15 protein-coding genes are annotated in these 17934 nt (G+C 71.8%); 7 read left to right on the top strand and 8 right to left on the bottom strand.

Annotated features, from left to right (window positions below):
- Nucleotides 1-10 precede the first annotated feature (10 nt).
- A complete protein-coding gene (locus tag OHA21_RS23530; RefSeq protein WP_328477055.1) occupies nt 11-2959 on the bottom strand; it encodes a glycine--tRNA ligase in 2949 nt (982 codons plus the stop codon).
- 45 nt (nt 2960-3004) lie between these two features.
- On the opposite strand from OHA21_RS23530, the gene OHA21_RS23525 reads away from it, so the two are divergent.
- Nucleotides 3005-4147 carry an acyl-CoA dehydrogenase family protein gene (locus tag OHA21_RS23525; RefSeq protein ID WP_328477053.1) on the top strand — a complete coding sequence of 381 codons (1143 nt, stop codon included), beginning with the start codon at nt 3005-3007 and terminating at the stop codon, nt 4145-4147.
- A 295-nt stretch (nt 4148-4442) separates the two neighbouring features.
- Here the strand turns inward: OHA21_RS23525 and OHA21_RS23520 are convergent, their stop codons facing one another.
- Together OHA21_RS23520 and OHA21_RS23515 are read right to left on the bottom strand one after the other, a co-directional pair.
- Nucleotides 4443-5180, bottom strand: coding sequence for a hypothetical protein (locus OHA21_RS23520; RefSeq protein WP_328477051.1), 738 nt, complete (start codon nt 5178-5180; stop codon nt 4443-4445).
- Nucleotides 5181-5239: 59 nt separating this feature from the next.
- Nucleotides 5240-6784 (bottom strand): sensor domain-containing diguanylate cyclase, encoded by a 1545-nt coding sequence (locus OHA21_RS23515; protein ID WP_328477049.1) that lies wholly within the window; start codon nt 6782-6784, stop codon nt 5240-5242.
- Between the two features lie 129 nt (nt 6785-6913).
- On the opposite strand from OHA21_RS23515, the gene OHA21_RS23510 reads away from it, so the two are divergent.
- The gene (locus OHA21_RS23510) at nt 6914-7579 is read left to right on the top strand and encodes an HAD family hydrolase (protein ID WP_328477047.1); all 666 of its coding nucleotides are present in this window, start codon (nt 6914-6916) and stop codon (nt 7577-7579) included.
- A gap of 1 nt (nt 7580) precedes the next feature.
- Here OHA21_RS23510 and OHA21_RS23505 read toward each other — a convergent pair whose 3' ends face one another.
- Together OHA21_RS23505 and OHA21_RS23500 are read right to left on the bottom strand one after the other, a co-directional pair.
- The gene (locus OHA21_RS23505; protein WP_328477045.1) at nt 7581-8306 is read right to left on the bottom strand and encodes a hypothetical protein; all 726 of its coding nucleotides are present in this window, start codon (nt 8304-8306) and stop codon (nt 7581-7583) included.
- A gap of 47 nt (nt 8307-8353) precedes the next feature.
- Nucleotides 8354-8770, bottom strand: coding sequence for an RNA polymerase sigma factor (locus OHA21_RS23500; RefSeq protein WP_328477043.1), 417 nt, complete (start codon nt 8768-8770; stop codon nt 8354-8356).
- A gap of 200 nt (nt 8771-8970) precedes the next feature.
- On the opposite strand from OHA21_RS23500, the gene OHA21_RS23495 reads away from it, so the two are divergent.
- Nucleotides 8971-10758 (top strand): glycoside hydrolase family 6 protein, encoded by a 1788-nt coding sequence (locus OHA21_RS23495; protein WP_328477040.1) that lies wholly within the window; start codon nt 8971-8973, stop codon nt 10756-10758.
- Between the two features lie 87 nt (nt 10759-10845).
- A complete protein-coding gene (locus OHA21_RS23490) occupies nt 10846-11466 on the top strand; it encodes a hypothetical protein (RefSeq protein ID WP_328477038.1) in 621 nt (206 codons plus the stop codon).
- On the opposite strand, the gene OHA21_RS23485 is transcribed toward OHA21_RS23490, so the two are convergent.
- Entirely contained in the window at nt 11439-12038 is a 600-nt protein-coding gene (locus tag OHA21_RS23485; RefSeq protein WP_328477036.1) for a DUF3455 domain-containing protein, read from the bottom strand. The two genes, OHA21_RS23490 and OHA21_RS23485, sit on opposite strands and share 28 nt — an antisense overlap.
- Before the next feature lie 99 nt (nt 12039-12137).
- Nucleotides 12138-12917, bottom strand: coding sequence for a hypothetical protein (locus OHA21_RS23480; RefSeq protein ID WP_328477034.1), 780 nt, complete (start codon nt 12915-12917; stop codon nt 12138-12140).
- Nucleotides 12918-13299: 382 nt separating this feature from the next.
- On the opposite strand from OHA21_RS23480, the gene OHA21_RS23475 reads away from it, so the two are divergent.
- Genes OHA21_RS23475 through OHA21_RS23465 form a run of 3 tightly spaced genes read left to right on the top strand, consistent with a single transcriptional unit; the run spans nt 13300 to nt 17130 of the window.
- Nucleotides 13300-15099, top strand: a complete 1800-nt coding sequence (locus OHA21_RS23475) for a translation initiation factor III (RefSeq protein WP_328477032.1) — start codon at nt 13300-13302, stop codon at nt 15097-15099.
- On the top strand, nt 15096-16571 hold the full coding sequence (locus OHA21_RS23470; protein WP_328477030.1) for an NADH-ubiquinone oxidoreductase-F iron-sulfur binding region domain-containing protein: 1476 nt from the start codon (nt 15096-15098) through the stop codon (nt 16569-16571). Before OHA21_RS23475 ends, OHA21_RS23470 begins: the two co-directional genes overlap by 4 nt.
- 7 nt (nt 16572-16578) lie before the next feature.
- Entirely contained in the window at nt 16579-17130 is a 552-nt protein-coding gene (locus OHA21_RS23465; protein ID WP_328477028.1) for a redoxin family protein, read from the top strand.
- Nucleotides 17131-17447: 317 nt separating this feature from the next.
- Here the strand turns inward: OHA21_RS23465 and OHA21_RS23460 are convergent, their stop codons facing one another.
- On the bottom strand, nt 17448-17708 hold the full coding sequence (locus OHA21_RS23460; RefSeq protein WP_328477026.1) for a PspC domain-containing protein: 261 nt from the start codon (nt 17706-17708) through the stop codon (nt 17448-17450).
- Nucleotides 17709-17934: the final 226 nt, after the last annotated feature.

The raw sequence follows: 17934 nt of genomic DNA, 5'->3' as shown, positions 1-17934 counted from the left end.
CGACAACAATTCAGAGACGCAGATGCGACCAGTCCAGCAGACCCTCACCGAGGTCACGGATGGTGGCCAGCAGCCCCAGCCGGGCGGCCCGCAGCGCCGGGTCGTCGGCCATCACGAACACCTCGTCGAAGAACCGCCCGAGCGGCACCACCAGCGGCTGGGTGGCCGAGACCAGCCCCGGCAGGTCGGTGAAGGCCGGCACCGCCGCCACCGCGGTGTGCAGCGCGATCTCGGCGGGTTCCTTCAGCGCCGCGGCGTCGTAGCCGGCGGGGGTGCCCTGCGGGACGATGCGGCGGGCCCGCTGGATCGCCTCGGCCACGGCCCGGAAGCCGGGATCGTCGACCGCGGTGGCCAGGTCGGCGAGCAGCGAGTCCACCACGGACGGCCGGGCTGCGTGTGGCAGCACCGCCCGGACCCGGTCCACCGGCTGTCCTTCCTCGACCAGCACCTGTTCCAGCCGCTTGGCGAGGAACCCGGCGCAGGCGTCGACCACCGTGCGGTCCACCGGCACCGGCTGGGCGGCGAGGGCCAGCGATTCGACCAGGTCCAGGGCGGCCAGCGCGGGGGTGGCCCGGTGCACCGCGATCAGGCCGAGGAACGCCCGGCGCAGCGCGAACGGGTCACTCGAGCCGGTGGGCAGCCCGACCGTTGCAGCGAGTCCGGCGATCAGGTCGAGCCGGTCGGCGACCGACAGCAGCGCGCCGGCGACCGTACGCGGCAGTTCGTCCCCGGTGTTGCGGGGCAGCTCAGCCTCGTACACCGCCTGCGCCACCGCCCGGTCCTCCCCGGCCTGCAGCGCGTAGTCGCGGGCCATCACCCCGGCCAGGCTCGTCATCTCGGTGACCAGCTGCGACCCGAGGTCGAACTTGACCAGTCCGGCTGCCCGGTCGAGCACCGGCGAGTCCAGGCCCAGGCCGGCGGCGAGGGTGCGGGCGAGCGCGGCGATCCGGGACGCCCGGTCGGCCATCGAGCCCAGCTTGTCGGTGAACGTCAGCCGGGTGAGCCGCTCCCGCATGTCCGGCAGCGGCGTCGCCAGGTCGGCGCGGTAGAAGAAGGCCGCGTCCTCGTACCGGGCGCGCAGCACCGCCTCGTTTCCGGCCCGGACCAGTTCCACGTCGACCGGCCCGTTCGCCACCGTTACGAACATCGGCAGCAGCGCGCCGTCCGCGTCGCGCACCGGCAGGTACCGCTGGTGCTTGCGCATCACCGTGGTGAGCACCGCGTCCGGCAGCGACAGATAGCCCTCGTCGAACGTGCCGAGCAGCGGCAACGGCTGCTCCACCAGGTCGGTGATCTGGTCGATCAGCGCGGCCTCGCCCTTGACGTCGATCCGGCCGTCCGGGTAGACGAGGTCCTGCGCGCCGATCACGATCAGCTCGCGCCGGTCCTCGTGGTCGGCCACGATCCCGTTGACCCCCAGGGTCTCCAGGAACGTCTCGGCGGACTCCACCTCGATCTGGGCGGGCGAAGCGGTCCGCAGCAGCCGGGTCTGCCGGCCGGCGGCCAGGGTGGAGACCGCCACCGGCACCACGTCGTCGCCCCAGAGCGCCGTGAGCCAGCGCAGCGGCCGGCTGAACGCCAGTTTCGGGTCGTTCCACCGCATGTTCTTGGCCGCGCGCAGCCCGGTGACGACCTGCGCGAGCACGCCGGCGAGCACGTCGGGCGCCGCGCGCCCGGCTTCGTGCTTCTTCAGAACCACATGGGGTACGCCGTTCAGCTCGGCGGTCTCCACATCGGCGAGGGTGGCGCCCTGTCCACGGACGAACCCTTCGAGCGCTTTGCTGGGCGTGCCGTCCGACCCGTACGCAGCAGCGGTTTTAGGCCCTTTGACCGTGCGCACATGATCTTCCTCGCGCGCCGCGACCGCCGGGACCACGGCGATCAGCCGGCGCGGCGTGCCGAAGACCCGCGGCTCCCCGTGCGCCAGCCGGGTGGCCGCCAGACCCTCGGTGACCAGGCGCAGCACCTGCTCCCGGGCGGAACGCAGCTCGGCCGGCGGCAGCTCCTCGGCGCCGATCTCGAAGACCAGGGTGCGCTCGCCGGTGGAGGTCTGGGTGGTGCTGGCCGGGCGGGCGGCGGCCAGGGGTTCGGTGATGCCCAGCGGTTGCGACAGGGAGGCGCGGCGGGCCACCCACAGTTTGGCCACCTCACCGGCGAGCCGCCGCATCCGGGCGAACTCGGCGGCCCGCTCGGCGGTCGACACGGCGCCGCGGGAGTCCAGCACGTTGAACGCCTGCGAGCACTTCAGCACGAAGCTGTGCGCGGGCACCGGCAACTCGGCGTCGATCATCCGCTGCGCCTCGGCCGCGTAGATCTCCAGCAGCCGCCGGTTGGCCTCGACGTCCGCGTCGTCGAGGTAGTAGCGCGACATCTCGTACTCGGCCTGCCCGAACACCTCGCCGTAACTGACGCCCGGCGCGTACTCGATCTCCTTGAAGTGGGTCTTGTCCTGCAGGGCCATGATGATCCGCTCGATCCCGTACGTGATCTCCACGCTCACCGGGTCGAGGTTCAGGCCGCCGGCCTGCTGGAAGTACGTGAACTGGGTGATCTCCAGGCCGTCCAGCCAGACCTCCCAGCCCAGGCCCCAGGCGCCGAGCGCGGGGGAGGCCCAGTTGTCCTCGACGAACCGCACGTCGTGGGCGGCCACGTCGATGCCGAGCGCCTGCAGGCTGCCCAGGTATAGCTCCTGCGGGTTGCCGGGGTCGGGCTTGAGGATCACCTGCAGCTGGGTGTGGGTCTGCAGCCGGTTCGGGTTCTCGCCGTAGCGGGAGTCGTCCGGCCGCACGGACGGCTCGACATAGACGACCTTCCACGGCTCCGGGCCGAGGACCCGCAGAAACGTGGCCGGGTTCAGAGTGCCGGCGCCGACCTCGGTGTTCATCGGCTGGACGACCAGGGCACCCTGATCAGTCCAGTACGCGGTCAACCGGGCCAGTGCGTCCTGCATGGTGAGCATGGGACCGAAGTCTAGGTGCGGCGCTGCGGGGGTACGAACGCATTCATGCTTGCCGGAGATCTTTACGCCTTTCAGGACCTGCTGAACGAGGAGGAGTCGGCCACCGTCCAGCGCGTCCGTGACTTCCTCGCCGCCGAGGTCACCCCGATCGCGAACGAGTACTGGACCCGCGCCGAGTTCCCCACCCACCTGATCAAGCGGTTCGCCGGTCTGGGCCTGGCCGGCGTCGAACGCTCGTCGCTGCTCAACGGCTGGCTCGCCCTGGAGATGGGGCACGCCGACGCGTCCATGGCGACCTTCTACGGGGTGCACGCCGGGCTCGCCATGGGCAGCATTCAGACCTGCGGGTCACCCGAGCAGAAGGAACGCTGGCTGCCGGCCATGCACGACTTCGACAAGATCGGGGCGTTCGCGCTGACCGAGCCGACCGGTGGCTCCGACGTGGCGGCCGGCCTGCGCACCACCGCCCGCCGTGACGGCGACCACTGGATCCTGAACGGGTCGAAACGCTGGATCGGCAACGCGACGTTCGCCGACCTGATCATCGTGTGGGCCCGCGACGAGGCCGACAACCAGGTGAAAGGCTTCGTGGTTCCCGGCGACGCGCCCGGCTTCACGGCCACTCGCATCGAGCACAAGATCGCCTTGCGGATCGTGCAGAACGCCGACATCTCTCTCGTCGACGTGCGCATCCCGGAGGCCGACCGCCTGCAGCAGGCGAACTCGTTCAAGGACACCGCGAAGGTGCTGCGCCAGACCCGGGCCGGCGTCGCCTGGCAGGCGGTCGGCGTGATGCTCGCGGCCTACGAGATCGCCCTGCGCTACGCCGGCGAGCGCGAACAGTTCGGCCGTCCAATCGCCAAGTTCCAGCTGGTCCAGGATCTGCTGGTGCGCATGGTCGGCAACGTCACCGCGTCGCTCGGCATGTGCGTGCGGCTCGCCCAGCTCCAGGACACCGGCGTCTACAAGGACGAGCATTCCGCGCTCGCCAAGGCCTACTGCACCACCCGGATGCGCGAGGTGGTCGGCTGGGCCCGAGAACTGCTCGCCGGCAACGGCATCGTCCTCGACTACGACATCGGCCGCTTCGTCGCCGATGCCGAGGCGCTCTATTCCTACGAGGGCACGCGCGAGATCAATTCGCTCATCGTGGGCCGGGCGGTCACCGGCCACAGCGCCTTCGTCTAGACCTTTCCCGGTACGCGCGACCCCGCCCCTTGGAAATCGACCCCGTCCCGCCGAGCCGCGCGAGGCAGCAGCCACTCCCGGCCGCCCGGCGACCGCCGGGCTCAAGCACGTGGCTGGTCAGCACGGCTGCTCGGAGACGCCCGGAACAGCCCTGTTTACCAGCCACCTGCTTCAGCCCGGCGGTCGCCGGGCGGCCTTGAGTGACTGGGGCATCGCGCGGCTCGGCGGGACGGCGAGAAATTCAAAGAGCGGCGTCGCGCGTACCGGAAAGGATTCTGGAAAGCGTGCCGACCGCTCAGAGGTAGCGTTTCTGGGTGTTGCGCTGCGTGGCGGAGAAGGCCAGGTCGCAGGTGGTGTCCTTGCCGGCGGGGCTGCTCCAGCGCAGGCGGAAATGTCCGTTCGGGGCGGGCGGGGTCAGCTCGAACTCGGTGGGGCCGGCGCCCTGCGGGAAATCGCGCCATCCGGGCGCGCCCGGCTTGGGAATGATCTTCGGGTCGGCGGTGAAGCCGAGGCTGCCGCCGGACTTCGGCTGGGCGCAGGTGTGCTTGAACCGGATGCGGACCGGGCCGGGCAGCAACGTCTGGTCGGGGCCGGCGGCGGTGCACGAAGGGTGGCACTGGACGCGGGTGCCGGACCAGCTGTAGAGGGCGAGGTCGGCCGTGGTGGTCGTGTAGACGGCCAGGTAGTCGCTGGCGGAAGCGGTGCCGCGGCGCTTGTTGCCGCGGTAGACGGCCTGGTAGTCGCCGGACGCGCGGGCGGTGAGCGTGGTGCTGAACGTGCCGGCGCTGGAGGCGTTCGTCGTGCCGATCCGGGCGTAGGCGTCGTTCTCGGACTTGCGGAAGTACAGGTCGACCGGTCCGGCGTTGCCGCCGCTGCCGAAGCCGGCCCGGCCGGACAGGGTGATCCGGCTGCCCTGCTTCGCCTCGTCGGGCGCCACCGCGAAGGTCATCTCCACCGGGGTGTGCGCGGCGGCCACGCCGGACAGCCCGGCCGCCAGTACCGCAGCCGTGGCGAGCAGGTGTGTTCCGCGCATCTTCGGGATTCCCTTCGGGTCGGTGATTGCGGCCCGAAAGCTACCAGCTACGTCCTATTTTAGAATGATTCGTCCCCCGACGGGTGGCGCGTCAGGCGTACCCCGCCGCCACCCCGCTTCGCCTGGTACATCGCGGCGTCGGCGTCGCGCATCAGGGCGCCGGACTCGGTGCCGTGCACCGGGAACAGGGCCACGCCGATGCTCGCGCCGATCCGGACCGTCTGCCCCTCGATGTCGAACGGCTCCCGCAGCCGGTCGCAGATCCGCTCCCCGGCCAGGACCGCCGCGGCCTCGTCCGGGTCGCCGGTGAGCAGCACCGAGAACTCGTCGCCGCCGAGCCGGGCGACCAGGTCGGGCCGGCGTACGGTGTGCTCCAGCCGCTTCGCCACGAGCTGCAGCAGCACATCGCCGGCGTGGTGGCCGACGGTGTCGTTGACCTGCTTGAAGCCGTTCAGGTCGAGCAGCAGCAGCGCCAGCCGGGTGCCGGTGGCCGCCGCGATCTCCACCGCCTGCTCGGCGCGGTCCAGCAGGTATTTGCGGTTCGGCAGACCGGTCAGCGAGTCGTGGAACGCCTGGTGGGTGAGGGCCTCGACGTGCGCCTGGGCGGCCTCCCGCATCCGGGCGCTGTCCATGATCAGCGCGCCTTCGACGGCCAGCTGCTGCGCCAGGATGCGGTCCCGGGCGCCCCACTCCCGCGTAGCGGAGTCGCCGCACATCACCATGCCGACCGGCCCGGTGCCGGACATCAGCGGCATCGCGATGAACGACCGGGTGCCGATCGTCTGCGCGAACCCGCCGGAGCGCAGCTTGGCGGTCGTCACGTCGCCGACCATCACCGGCTCACCGGACTCGACCGCGGCCCGCCACACCGGCGAGTCGGCGGCCGCCTTGCCGAGCAGGTTCTCGGACAGGGCCTGCCGCTGCTCGGGCGGGAAACCGACGCCGTGCACGAACCGGATCCGGCCCTCGCCGTCGATCAGGTGCAGGGCGGCGTGCTCGGTGCGGAACGCCGTCGCGCACGACCGGGTCAGCAGCTCGGCGGCGGTCTCCACGTCACCGGCGGACATGCCGTGCTCGAACAGCTCCCGGATCGTCGCGCTGCTGTGCGCGACGAACTGCCGCTGCTTCTCCGCGGCCAGCCCCTGCAGGGTGGTGGCGAAGTGCAGGGCCATCGTCGAGGTGGTGTCCGGGCGCAGATCCTCCAGCGCGCCACCGGTCAGCAGCAGCACGCCCACGGTCTGGCCGCCGATCCGCAGCCGGATCGCCATCTGCTCGCCGTTGACCACCGGCTTGCCACCGGCCGGGGTACGGAACACCTTGCCGGCGACCAGCTGGTCCCGCCGGCCCGGCTCACCGAACCGCGCGGTGGGCGTCATCATGCCGCTCTCCGAGTCGAGTTCGAAGACGGTGGCGGCGGTCAGCCCGGCGACCTCCTGAAGGTGCGGCGTGGTCAGGTCGAGGACGTGCTGCACCGAGGGGGTGTCCTTGGTCATGAACGCCACCAGTTCGGCGAGCAGTAGCGACTGGCGGTCCGGAAGCATGTCCGGCTCGCCGGGCGTCTCCACGACGGGCCCGGCTGTGTGCACTTCGCTGCCCACGCTCATGGCTCTATGGGTCGGCACCGGGTCCAGCGGGTTGAGCGGCGGTGCGGTGGGCGGCGGGGGCAAAACGGGTGCACATGGGTGACCGCCCACCGATCGCATCGACGAGCGGCGATCCGGAATACTACGGCGATGGTCATCCGGGCATTGATCTTCGATTTCGACGGTCTGCTCATGGACACCGAGACCACCCTGCTGGACAGCTGGCGGCACGAGTGGCGCCGGCACGGGCTGGAACTCGACGAGTCGACCTTCTTCGCCGATCACGGCGGCGACATGAGCGAGCACCGCTACGCCGTGCTGGCCGGCGCGGTCGGGCCGGGTTTCGACCGGGCGGCCAGTCATGCTCGGCGGATCGCGTACCGGGAGGGGTTGCACGAAGGTCTCGGCCTGGCCGCCGGGATCACGGCCTGGTTCGGCGAGGCCGAGCGGCTCGGGCTGCGTCTCGCCGTGGCGAGCAGCTCGGTCCGGTCCTGGGTGGCCGGCAACCTGGCCCGGACCGGCGATCTCGACCGCTTCGAGGTGCTGGCCTGCGGTGACGAGGTGACCGCTTACAAGCCGGACCCGGCCGTCTACCGGCTCGCCCTGGACCGGCTCGGCCTGCCGCCGGAGCAGGCGCTCGCCTTCGAGGACAGCCCGCACGGGGTGGCCGCCGCCCACGCCGCGGGCCTGCGCTGCGTGGCGATCCCGAACCCGTTCACCGACGCCGCCCGTTACGCCCGGGCCGACCTGGTGCTGCCCACCGCCGCGGCCGTCAACCTGACGGAGGTCCTGGAGCGCTGCGCGGCGACCGGGTAGGTCACGGTTTCCAGCGTTCGGCCGGGAGGCAGTCGGTGTCCGGCTCGACCACCCGGGAGTGGACGACCTTGCCGGTGGGGTCCGTGTAGCACCGGCTCGGTGCGGACAGCGGCTCGAAGACCCCTTCCCGCTCGATCACCGAACCGGTGGCGTCGTAGGCCACCAGCTCGGCGTCGGGTTGCACGTCGCCGCTCGTGGTGACCAGGCCGAATGCTCCGTTGGCCAGGCGCGCCCCGGTGGAGTTTCCGTTGCCGTGTTCCAGGACCAGCCGGTCGACCCGGAAGCTGACCCGGCCGGCGGCCATGACCCAGCCGCCTTCGAGTTCCGACGAGGACGCCGAGAGCCGCTCGACCGGGCCCGGCAGCCAGTCCTTCTGGCCGTACCAGAGGGAGCCGCCGAAGCCGCCGCTGCTCTCCCGCCCGTGGCGGACCTCGTCGCAGGCCACCCAGCCGTCCTCGGCGAAGAAGAGCGCCGTCGCCCGGCCCTCGTGCTCGATGGCGACCGCCAGCTCGGCCTTCCGCAGGGCGGTGCGGTGGGTCATGTCGAACACCGGCTGCTCGGGGAAGCGGTCCACGCAGCTCTCCACGGTGGTCAGCAGCGAAGAACTCAGCTCCGCCGGGCCCATCGCCACGGTGGTGACGTCACCGGCCTGCTCGTCGGACAGTAGTCGGACAACCCCCGCCCCGGCGGCCGCGAGGGTGACGGCAGCGGCGACGACCAGCCGCATCCGGGCGGTCCGGCCCCGGCGCGGGCGGGCTGCCGGCGCCGGGTCGCTCAGCAGGGCGGCGCGGATGTGGGCGGCCCGGCCGGAGGCAGGCGGCGGACGGCGGCGAGCACCTCGCGCATCCTGCGCTCGTCGTCGAGGCGGCCGGCCACGTCGTCGGCCGGGTCGGCCACCGTCGTCTCCGTGGGCGCCCGGAACAGCCGGTTGCGCCAGCGGGTGAGGGTGCGCTGTTCGGAGCGGGCCTGATGGCCGGCGGTGACGAGCAGCCAGGGGAGGGGTGAACCGTCGACGAGGCGTACCTCGTCGCGGCGCCGCCACGCGGTCAGGAAGGTGGCCTGGGTGATGTCCTCGGCCGTCGACCAGGAGCCGGTCAGCCGGAACGCGTGGTTGTAGACCGCGCGGCTGTACAGGTCGAAGACGCGCCCGAAGTCGCCGGCCGGCCACAGGTCCGCACGCTGGATCGTCACACCCCACTATGGCCGCCGCCGGCGCTCCTGTTGCACCGCTCGCGGGGCCATGAACCTGCGGTTGCTCCGGTGTTTCCGGATCATTGCGCTGGGAGCGCTCCCATGTAATGCTGTCCCCATCGGCCAACGATCCCCACCGATGTGTTGGTCGCCGTTCCCTCGGCGCGCTCCCGCGCCGCCCCCGTCTCGAGGAGTTCTCTATGAGACCCATCCCCACCCGTGCGCGCGCTCTCGCGGCAGCTGCCGCTGTGAGCGTCGTGGCCGGCGGCGGTGCTGTCGCCATGGCCAACAGCGCGAGTGCCGCGGCCGGATGTCGCGTCAACTACACGGTGAACCAGTGGAACACCGGCTTCACCGGCAACATCACCGTCACCAACCTCGGCGACCCGATCAGCGGCGGCTGGAACCTGACCTGGTCGTGGCCCGGCAACCAGACGATCACCCAGGGCTGGAGCGCGTCGATCACCCAGTCCGGGCAGAACGTCACCGCCACCAACCCGTCGTGGGCGGCCTCGCTGGCCACCAACGGCACGGCGAACTTCGGCTTCAACGGCAACTACTCGGGTACGAACACCGCGCCCACGACGTTCTCGCTGAACGGCACGGCCTGCACCGGCACTGTCCCGAGCTCCCCGGCGCCCAGTTCCCCCGCGCCCAGCTCGCCGGCACCCAGCTCGCCCGCGCCGAGCTCCCCGGCGCCGAGCTCCCCGGCGCCGTCGAACCCGAACCCGGGCGTGAAGGTCGACAACCCGTACGCCGGGGCCAAGGGCTACGTGAACCCGGAGTGGAAGGCCAAGGCCGAGTCGGTCTCCGGCGGCAGCCGGGTCTCGAACAACCCGACCGCGGTCTGGATCGACCGGATCGCCGCCATCAACGGCACCACGGGCAGCAGCTCGAACGGGTCGATGGGCGTGCGTGACCACCTGGACGAGGCTCTCGAGCAGGGCGCCGGTTACATCCAGTTCGTCATCTACAACCTGCCCGGCCGGGACTGCGCGGCGCTCGCCTCCAACGGTGAGCTCGGCGTGAACGACCTGCCGAAGTACAAGACCGACTACATCGACCCGATCGCCGCGATCCAGAGCGACGCGAAGTACGCCAGCCTGCGGATCATCAACATCGTCGAGATCGACTCGCTGCCGAACCTGGTCACCAACGTGGCCGGTCAGGCCGGCGCCACGGCGACCTGCGACACGATGAAGGCGAACGGCGGCTACGTCCAGGGCATCGGCTACGCGCTGCAGAAGCTGGGCGCGCTCGGCAACGTCTACAACTACGTGGACGCCGCCCACCACGGCTGGATCGGCTGGGACTCGAACTTCGGCCCGACCGCGGACATCATGCTCGAGGCCGCCCGTGCCTCCGGCAACGTCCGTAACGTGCACGGCTTCATCACCAACACCGCCAACTACTCGGCGCTGAAGGAGCCGTTCATCCAGCCGACCACCACGGTCGGTGGCCAGAACATCCGCCAGTCCAAGTGGATCGACTGGAACCAGTACACCGATGAGCTGACCTTCGCCCAGGCGTTCCGGAACAAGCTGGTCTCGATCGGCTTCGACTCCGGCATCGGCATGCTGATCGACACCTCCCGCAACGGCTGGGGCGGCTCGGCCCGGCCCACCGCGGCGAGCACCTCGACCGACGTGAACACCTACGTCAACGCCTCCCGCATCGACCGCCGGATCCACGCCGGCAACTGGTGCAACCAGTCCGGTGCCGGCCTCGGCGAGCGTCCGAAGGCTGCCCCGGAGTCCGGGATCGACGCCTACGTCTGGGTCAAGCCGCCGGGTGAGTCGGACGGCTCCAGCAAGCTCATCCCGAACAACGAGGGCAAGGGCTTCGACCAGATGTGCGACCCGGCCTACACCGGTAACGCCCGTAACGGCAACAGCCTGTCCGGCGCGCTGCCCGACGCCCCGATCTCGGGCGCCTGGTTCTCCGCGCAGTTCGCGCAGCTGATGGCGAACGCCTACCCGGCGCTCTGATCAGCTGATCTCCGGCAACCGGCCGGCGCCCCTGTGGCGCCGGCCGGTTGTTGCAATACGAGTGCATCGTGACCTACCGTTGCCGGCATGGCGAAGGTGTGGGGTCTCTTCCGTTTCGTGGTGGTCTACGAGCTGCGGCTCTGGGCGGCGCTGTTCCGCTGGGTGCTGCGCCGGCCGATCCCGGTGGAACCGGGCACCACCCGGTACGAGTACGTCGGAGCGGTCAAGATGATCCTCGGCGTCTTCATCGGCGTCTCCGCCCTCGAGATCCCCATCCTGCACCTGATGATCCCGTGGGACGGCGTACGGATCGCCCTGCTCGCCATCGGCGTCTACGGCCTGATCTGGATGTTCGGCCTGCTCGCGACCATGCGGGTCTACCCGCACCTGGTCGGCCCGGCCGGCCTGCGGATCCGCAACAGCATCACCCTCGACCTGCCGCTGACCTGGGACGAGATCGCGTCGATCGAGGTGCGCCGCCGCTCGATGCCGCCCGGCGGCCAGACCCAGGTGGAGGACGGCGTGCTGTCGCTCGGCATGGCGAGCCAGACCAGCATCGACGTCCACCTGACCGCCCCGCGGGTGGTCCCGGTGCGCAAGACGGGCGGCGAGCCGGTCCGGGTGATCCGCTTCCACGCCGACGACCCGGAGGGGCTGGTCGAGGCCGCCCGGGCGCGGATTCAGCCCTTGGCCACGAAGAACCGGTAGACCGCCCGGTACGGAACCGCGGTGGTGGCCGAGCCCGTGCAGGCCTTCCGGGGCGCGACCCCGCCGACCGTGTCCAGCCGCTGGATGTAGGTGACCTTGCCGAACACCCCGTCACCGCGCGTGGTCTTCGCGGCGATCCGCAGCTGCGGGATGCTGTCCGGATTGTCGGACGGGACCTGCAGCACGCCCTCCCGGTTGCCCTCCACCAGCGAGCCGTCCTGATCCGACTGCCAGCTGGGACCACGGAAGTGCAGCGCGGTCGTCCGCTTCACCGGCCGCACGGTGACCCCGGTCAGCGAGGCGGCCGGCTCGATCAGGGCCCACGCGCCGCTCTGGCACCCGTAGACCTGGACGCCGCGGGCCTTGAGCACCGCGTGGACGACGTGACCGGGCGGCGGCGCCAGGGCCGGCGGCACCTTCGGCGTCTCAGCGGCGGCGCTGTCGGCCTGCGTGGTCGCCGGCCGGGACTCGGCCGCGGGCCGCTCGGTGCCGGCGAACGAGACGCCGGCCGGGACCGCTACCGCGACGAGCGCGAGAGCGCCCAGCCCGGCGGGAATCGACGATCTGGTCACGGAGTCCTCCCCCTGTGGACAGTGACGCGGCCTTCACGGTAAAGGCCGGCCGTGCCGGGGAGGACCGTCGAGTCGGGAAATCACCCGGAGGATGCGGAGTTACCGGGGCGCTCCGGGCATCGTGTAGAAGCCGGTCGGGAGGGCCTGGGCGCGGCGCCGGGCCTCCCTGGCCCGCGCGCGCAGGCGCGCCAGGAGAAGTACGCCGAGGAAGACGAAGACCCCACCGACGATCAACCCGGGCCCGAGCAGCGAGGACTCCTGCGAGGCGAGCGCGGTGTCCCCGGCCTGCTCCGCCTCCGGAGCGGCCGGAGTGTCAGCGGGCGGGCCGGCCTCGGCGCCCGCGGCCGGCGGCTCGGCGGTGGCCTCCTCGGACGGCACGGGCTGCGCCTCCTCGTCGCCCTCGACCTCGGCCGCCGCGCCGCCGGTGCTGAGCAGCCGGTCGCGTACGTCGAACGCCTGCGCCTCGAACTGCACCGCGCCGCCGGCCGGCCCGTCGAACTCGACCTGCCAGCGCCCGGTCACGGTACGCCCACGGCACAACACCCCCGGGTCGAGCGCCTCGTCGACGAACTGGGTGGTGTCGCCCTCGGTCCGGGTCTGCACCCGGAACTCGCGTTCCTCCTCCACCCGGGTCACCTTGAGCTGGCCGGGATCGATGCCGGAGTGCACGAGCAGCGCCCAGCGGACCTTGCGGCACTGCCGGTTCTGGGAGGTGACCACCGCGGTGATCGTCTTCGCCTGCCCGGCAGCGGTGAACTCGTCCGGCGCGTCCACGGCGACGCTGAACCCCGGCTGGTCGGCGAACGCCGGTGCTTGCCAGGCCGTACTCACTGCGGCGCCCGCGAGCAGTGCTCCGGTCAGTGCGGTGACCCCGCGCATGGCGATCCCCCCTCTCCCCAGGCGCGAATGTCGATTCGCCTGCACTACTTAGTTCGCCTGCGGGGCGAGAATGGTTCACCGGGTGCGCTGCATCACTCCTCCGCGCAGATTAAATCTTCCTTAGCGATGCACACCCTCCGCTGTTGTCGCAGGTCAGCGGCCATGTGCAGAAAGTAGCTGTACGGCTACGCAAAAAGTTTCGACGGTGTTCATCCGAAGCCCCGCCCGCCACGTAATCCGGGAAGGACACGGACCGGGGCCAGGCAGGGGATAGCACGGCCACGGAACGGGTCCGGCACAGAGCTTGAGCGCGGGGTGTTCCCCACGGACACCGGCGTCCCACCGCCCACGGGACGTGACCGCACCAAGGAACGAGGAGTCAATGGCCCGGTCGAAGAACAACCAGCGAGCCGCCGCCCCGCGGGTGGCTGTCGACGTCGAATCCACCGGTACGCGCCCGGCGTCCAAATCCGCGGTGACACTGCTCGTCATCAGCGTCCTGGCCGCCATCTGGGCGGTGGCGATGATGACCACACCCGGCCGTGTCGGGTACTACTACTTCTTCGCCTACGCCGAGTTCTACATGGGCGTGATCAGCCTCGTGTCGCTCTCGGTCACCATCATGGTCGGCCTGGTGGCGACCGACCGGCTGGTGTTGAGCATCCGTCAGCGCGTGCTGCTGCAGTCCGGCCACCGGACCACCGGCCTGATCGCGGTCTCCGCGCTGTTCGTGCACGTCTGGACGAAGTACGCCGAGGAGCACATCCGCTTCATCGACATCGTCGTCCCGTTCATGATGCCCGGCTTCAACCGGGTGTACGTCGGTCTCGGCACCATCGCCGGCTGGGTGATGGTGCTGGTCATGTGGACCGGCATCGCCCGCTCGAAGTTCATCGGCCGCGGCAAGCCGTGGATGTGGCGCAGCATTCACGCCATCTCCTACCTGGTGTGGCCGATCGCCCTGGTGCACGGGCTCGCGGCGGGCCGCCCGGCCGCCACCTGGGTGACGGTCAGCTACGTCATCTGCGTGCTCGGTGTCGTGGTCGGCCTGCTCGTACGGTTGTCGGTGAGCCTGAACCGCCGCAAGGACTTCTCGTCCTCGGCCGGCACCGGCACCGCCGCCATCAAGCCGGTCGGGAAGCTCGTGCCGACCGCGACGCCGGCGCCCCGCCGTCCCGGCCGTCGTGGCGAGCCCGCGGTGGACCTGCTCGCCCCGGCCGGACCGGCCGCGGACACCTGGGTCCCGGCGGCGCCGCCGGCCCGTCCGGTCAGCCCGGCGCCCCGCCCGCCGGTGCAGGCCCCGGTGGAGGAGGACTACCCGCCGGCGCGCGGCCGGCGCCAGCCCGAGCTGGAGGCCCCCGCGCCGCGGCCGCGCCGCGCCGCCGAGGACGACGACCGCTACGACACCTCCACCCGGGCCATCTCGCGCCGGGACATCGAGGAGGAGCGTTACCGGTACGAGGAGGAGCCGGCCCCGCGCAGCCGGGGCAGCCGCTCGCAGGAGATCTACGACGCCGGACCGCGCCGCGGACGCCGTTTCGACGACGACGAGCCGTCGCCGCGTGACACCGGCACGCGGATGCGCCGGGACGACCTGGAGTCCACGGGCACGCGGATGCGCCGGGACGACCTGGAGTCGACCGGCACCCGCATGCGCCGGGACGACCTGGAGTCCACCGGCACCCGCATGCGCCGCGATGACCCGGAGTCGACCGGCACGCGGATGCGCCGCGACGACCTGGAGTCGACCGGCACCCGCATGCGCCGGGACGACCTGGAGTCCACCGGCACCCGGATGCGCCGGTACGCCGACGACGAGCCGCCCCCGCGGGCCCGCCGCCGCGAGCCGGAGTTCGACGACGCCCCCCGCGGCCGCCGCGACGAGTACGACGAGGTGCCCCGCCAGCGTGGCGCCCGGTACGAGGAGCCGTACGCCGAGGAGGAAGCGCCCCGCCGCGCCGACGGCCGGCACAGCAGCCGCAGCCAGTTCGTCGACCTCTCCGCCGACCAGTGGGGCGGCGAGCCCGGCTACGACGACAGCCCGACCCTGGTGGAGGCCGCCCCGCGCCGTTCCCGGCGTGCGGCCCCGCCGGAGGACGAGCCCCGCGCCCGGCGCAACCGCCGCGGCGGCGGCGACGAGGACGACGCGTACTTCTCGCAGCTGCGTGGTGACGCACGTTGAGCACCGCACAGGTCCCCCCGGTCACCGCGATCGGTACGCCACGCATCACCGCCGGCTTCGACGAGTACGGCCGCCTCGACCTGATCGCCCACCAGGAGGTGCACGGCGGGTTCGCCGCGCTCTCCTCGGGCGAGCTGGTCGGCCTGGCCGACCGGATCGAGCTGCGCGGCCGCGGCGGCGCCGGTTTCCCGTTCGCCCGCAAGGTGCGCGCGGTCATCGACTCCTGCCGCCGGCAGGAACTGCCCCCGGTGATCGTGGTCAACGCCACCGAGGGTGAGCCGCCGTCCTGGAAGGACAAGGCGGTCCTGACCCGCGGCCCGCACCTGATCCTGGACGGCGCGGCCCTGGCCGCCGCCGCCCTGGACGCCGAGGAGATCGTCATCGGCATCGCCGACGACGGCGTCGGCCAGAGCTCGATCACCGCGGCCCTGGCCGAGCGGAAGATGCCCTGCCCGACCCGGATCGTCACGGTCCCGCACCGGTTCATCTCCGGTGAGGGCGGCGCGCTGGTCCGCGGCATCAACGGCGAGGCGCACATCCCGCCCGGCCGCAAGGTCCGCTCCAGCGACAACGGCGTGATGGGCCTGCCCACCCTGCTGTCCAACGCCGAGACGTTCTCGCAGCTGGCGATCGCGGCCCGGCTCGGGCCGTGGGAGTACAACGCGGTCGGCATCCCGGAGGAGCCGGGCACGGTCATGCTGACCATCGGCGGCTCGGCCACCGCCCCCGCGGTGGTGGAGGCGCCGACCGGCACCCCGCTCATGGAGGTCCTGGAGATGTGCGGGGCCGACCTCGGTCCCGGTCTGCTGGTCGGCGGCTACCACGGCAAGTGGGTCAGCGCCGAGGCCGCGCAGAGCATCACCATCTCCCGTAAGGGGTTCGCCAAGGTCGGCGGCACGCTCGGCGCCGGCATGCTGATCCCGATCGGCTCCAAGACCTGCCCGCTCGGCGAGGTCGCCCAGGTCGTGCAGTACCTGGCCGGCGAGTCGGCCGGCCAGTGCGGCCCGTGCCGGATCGGCCTGCCCGACCTGGCCCGCGCGGTGACCCTGGTGTCGCTGGGCGGCAGCGCCCTGGAGAACGTGCGGCAGGCGGCCGGCCTGGTCAAGGGCCGCGGCGCGTGCAGCCATCCGGACGGCACGTCCCGGTTCGCGCTCTCCGCGCTGGAGGTCTTCCACGCCGACGTCGCCGCGCACGCCAACGGCGAGGGCTGCGGCAAGCAGGTGCGGGGCATCCTGCCGCTGCCGTACACGGCCGAGAAGGGCGCCCGGAAGCTGGCCCTGGACTGGTCGCGGTGCGACGGGCACGGGCTCTGCTCGGCGGTGGCCCCGGAGATCATCCGGCTGGACCACAACGGCTTCCCGGCGTTCCCGCAGACGCCGCTGCCGCCGTGGCTGGAGGACGGCGCCCGCAAGGCGGTCAACGTCTGCCCGGCGCTGGCCCTGCGCCTGACCGAACCGACCCCGGCGAAGTGAGCGACGGATGAGAAGACGTGCGGTCCTGCTGGCGGCCGGGCTCGCCCTGACAGGCTGCACCAAGGCGGCGCCGGCGCAGGCTCCGGCTTTTGAAGCGGCGCCAGCCTCAGAAGCAGCTCCGGCTTCAGAGGCGGCGCCGGCCAAACCGGCGGTGACGCCGAAGTCGCTCAAGTTCACCGGGACCACGCTGGAGGGGGCCGCGTTCGACGCGGCCTCCCTGGCCGGCAAGCCGGCCCTGCTCTGGTTCTGGGCGCCCTGGTGCGCCACCTGCGCCAGCGAGGCCCAGTCGATCGGCGACGTGCACGAGGAGTACCGCGACAAGCTGGGCATCGTGGGCATCGCCGGGATGGGCACCGAGAAGGCGATGAAGGAGTTCGTCAGCGACTTCGAGCTGCAGGCCGTGACGACGCTGAACGACCCGGCCGGCAAGATCTGGCAGCGGTTCGGCATCGCCCAGCAGAGCTGGTACGTCATGATCGACCCGGCCGGGAAGATCGTGCACAAGGGCTACCTGGACGACCTGCAGCTCACCGAGAAGGTGCGCGAGCTGACCGCCTGAGGAGCTTCCCGGGTCGAGGTCCGCGGTTCGGTTCCGGCTCCTTCGGGGTACGGGCTACGCCGTCCCGCCGCAGTCGTCGCCGTTCCGCCGTTCCACGCGACCCGGGTGCCGGGGCACGGCGGCCGGCGCGGGCGCCGGGCTCACCTAGCGGGTCTCGCTTCAACCGCAGCCCGATCGGCGCGTGACAACGCCGACGCGCGGCCGATCATCACGGCTGGTTCGCAGGGCTGGTGACGGCAGCTTCGCGGCGGGCGCCGAACAAACCGGCGCCGGCGTCCCCGGGGCGGGGGCCGCCGGCGCCGGCCGGGGGAGGAAGGTCAGAAGGTGGTCGGGGTGCTCGGCGGCGTGGCCGGCGTCGACCAGGCCGGCTTCTCGGCGGGCATCAGCAGCCAGAGCAGCGGGTAGATCAGGATCTGGCTGCCCGGGACCACCAGCAGGATCAGGACGAACAGCAGGCGGGCGCTCCACGGGTCGACCCCGAAACGGCGGCCCAGGCCTGCGCAGACACCGGCCAACATCCGGCCGTCCTGCGGGCGGACCAGGCCCTGGCGGGCCATCGAGTCGTGCACGGCGTTCATGGCTTTCTCACTTCCGTCGAGTAGCGGTGTGGAACCGATGACTCAACAGTGCGGCCGGGCGCCCCTCGCCGGCATCGGGCGACGCCCGGATCCGGACCCGGAGATCGACCTCGGGGATGACCGGGAGGGCACCTGTTCCCGGCGGACCGGTTCTGGTTACCATTCGGGGCTCCGCCGGTGATCATGAGCAACTCGCGCGGGGTCTGTTCGGGCAGAGACAACGCCC

It is taken from the genome of Actinoplanes sp. NBC_00393 (assembly GCF_036053395.1).
Lineage (GTDB): Bacteria > Actinomycetota > Actinomycetes > Mycobacteriales > Micromonosporaceae > Actinoplanes.
This window is presented reverse-complemented; position numbering and strand designations above follow the sequence as displayed.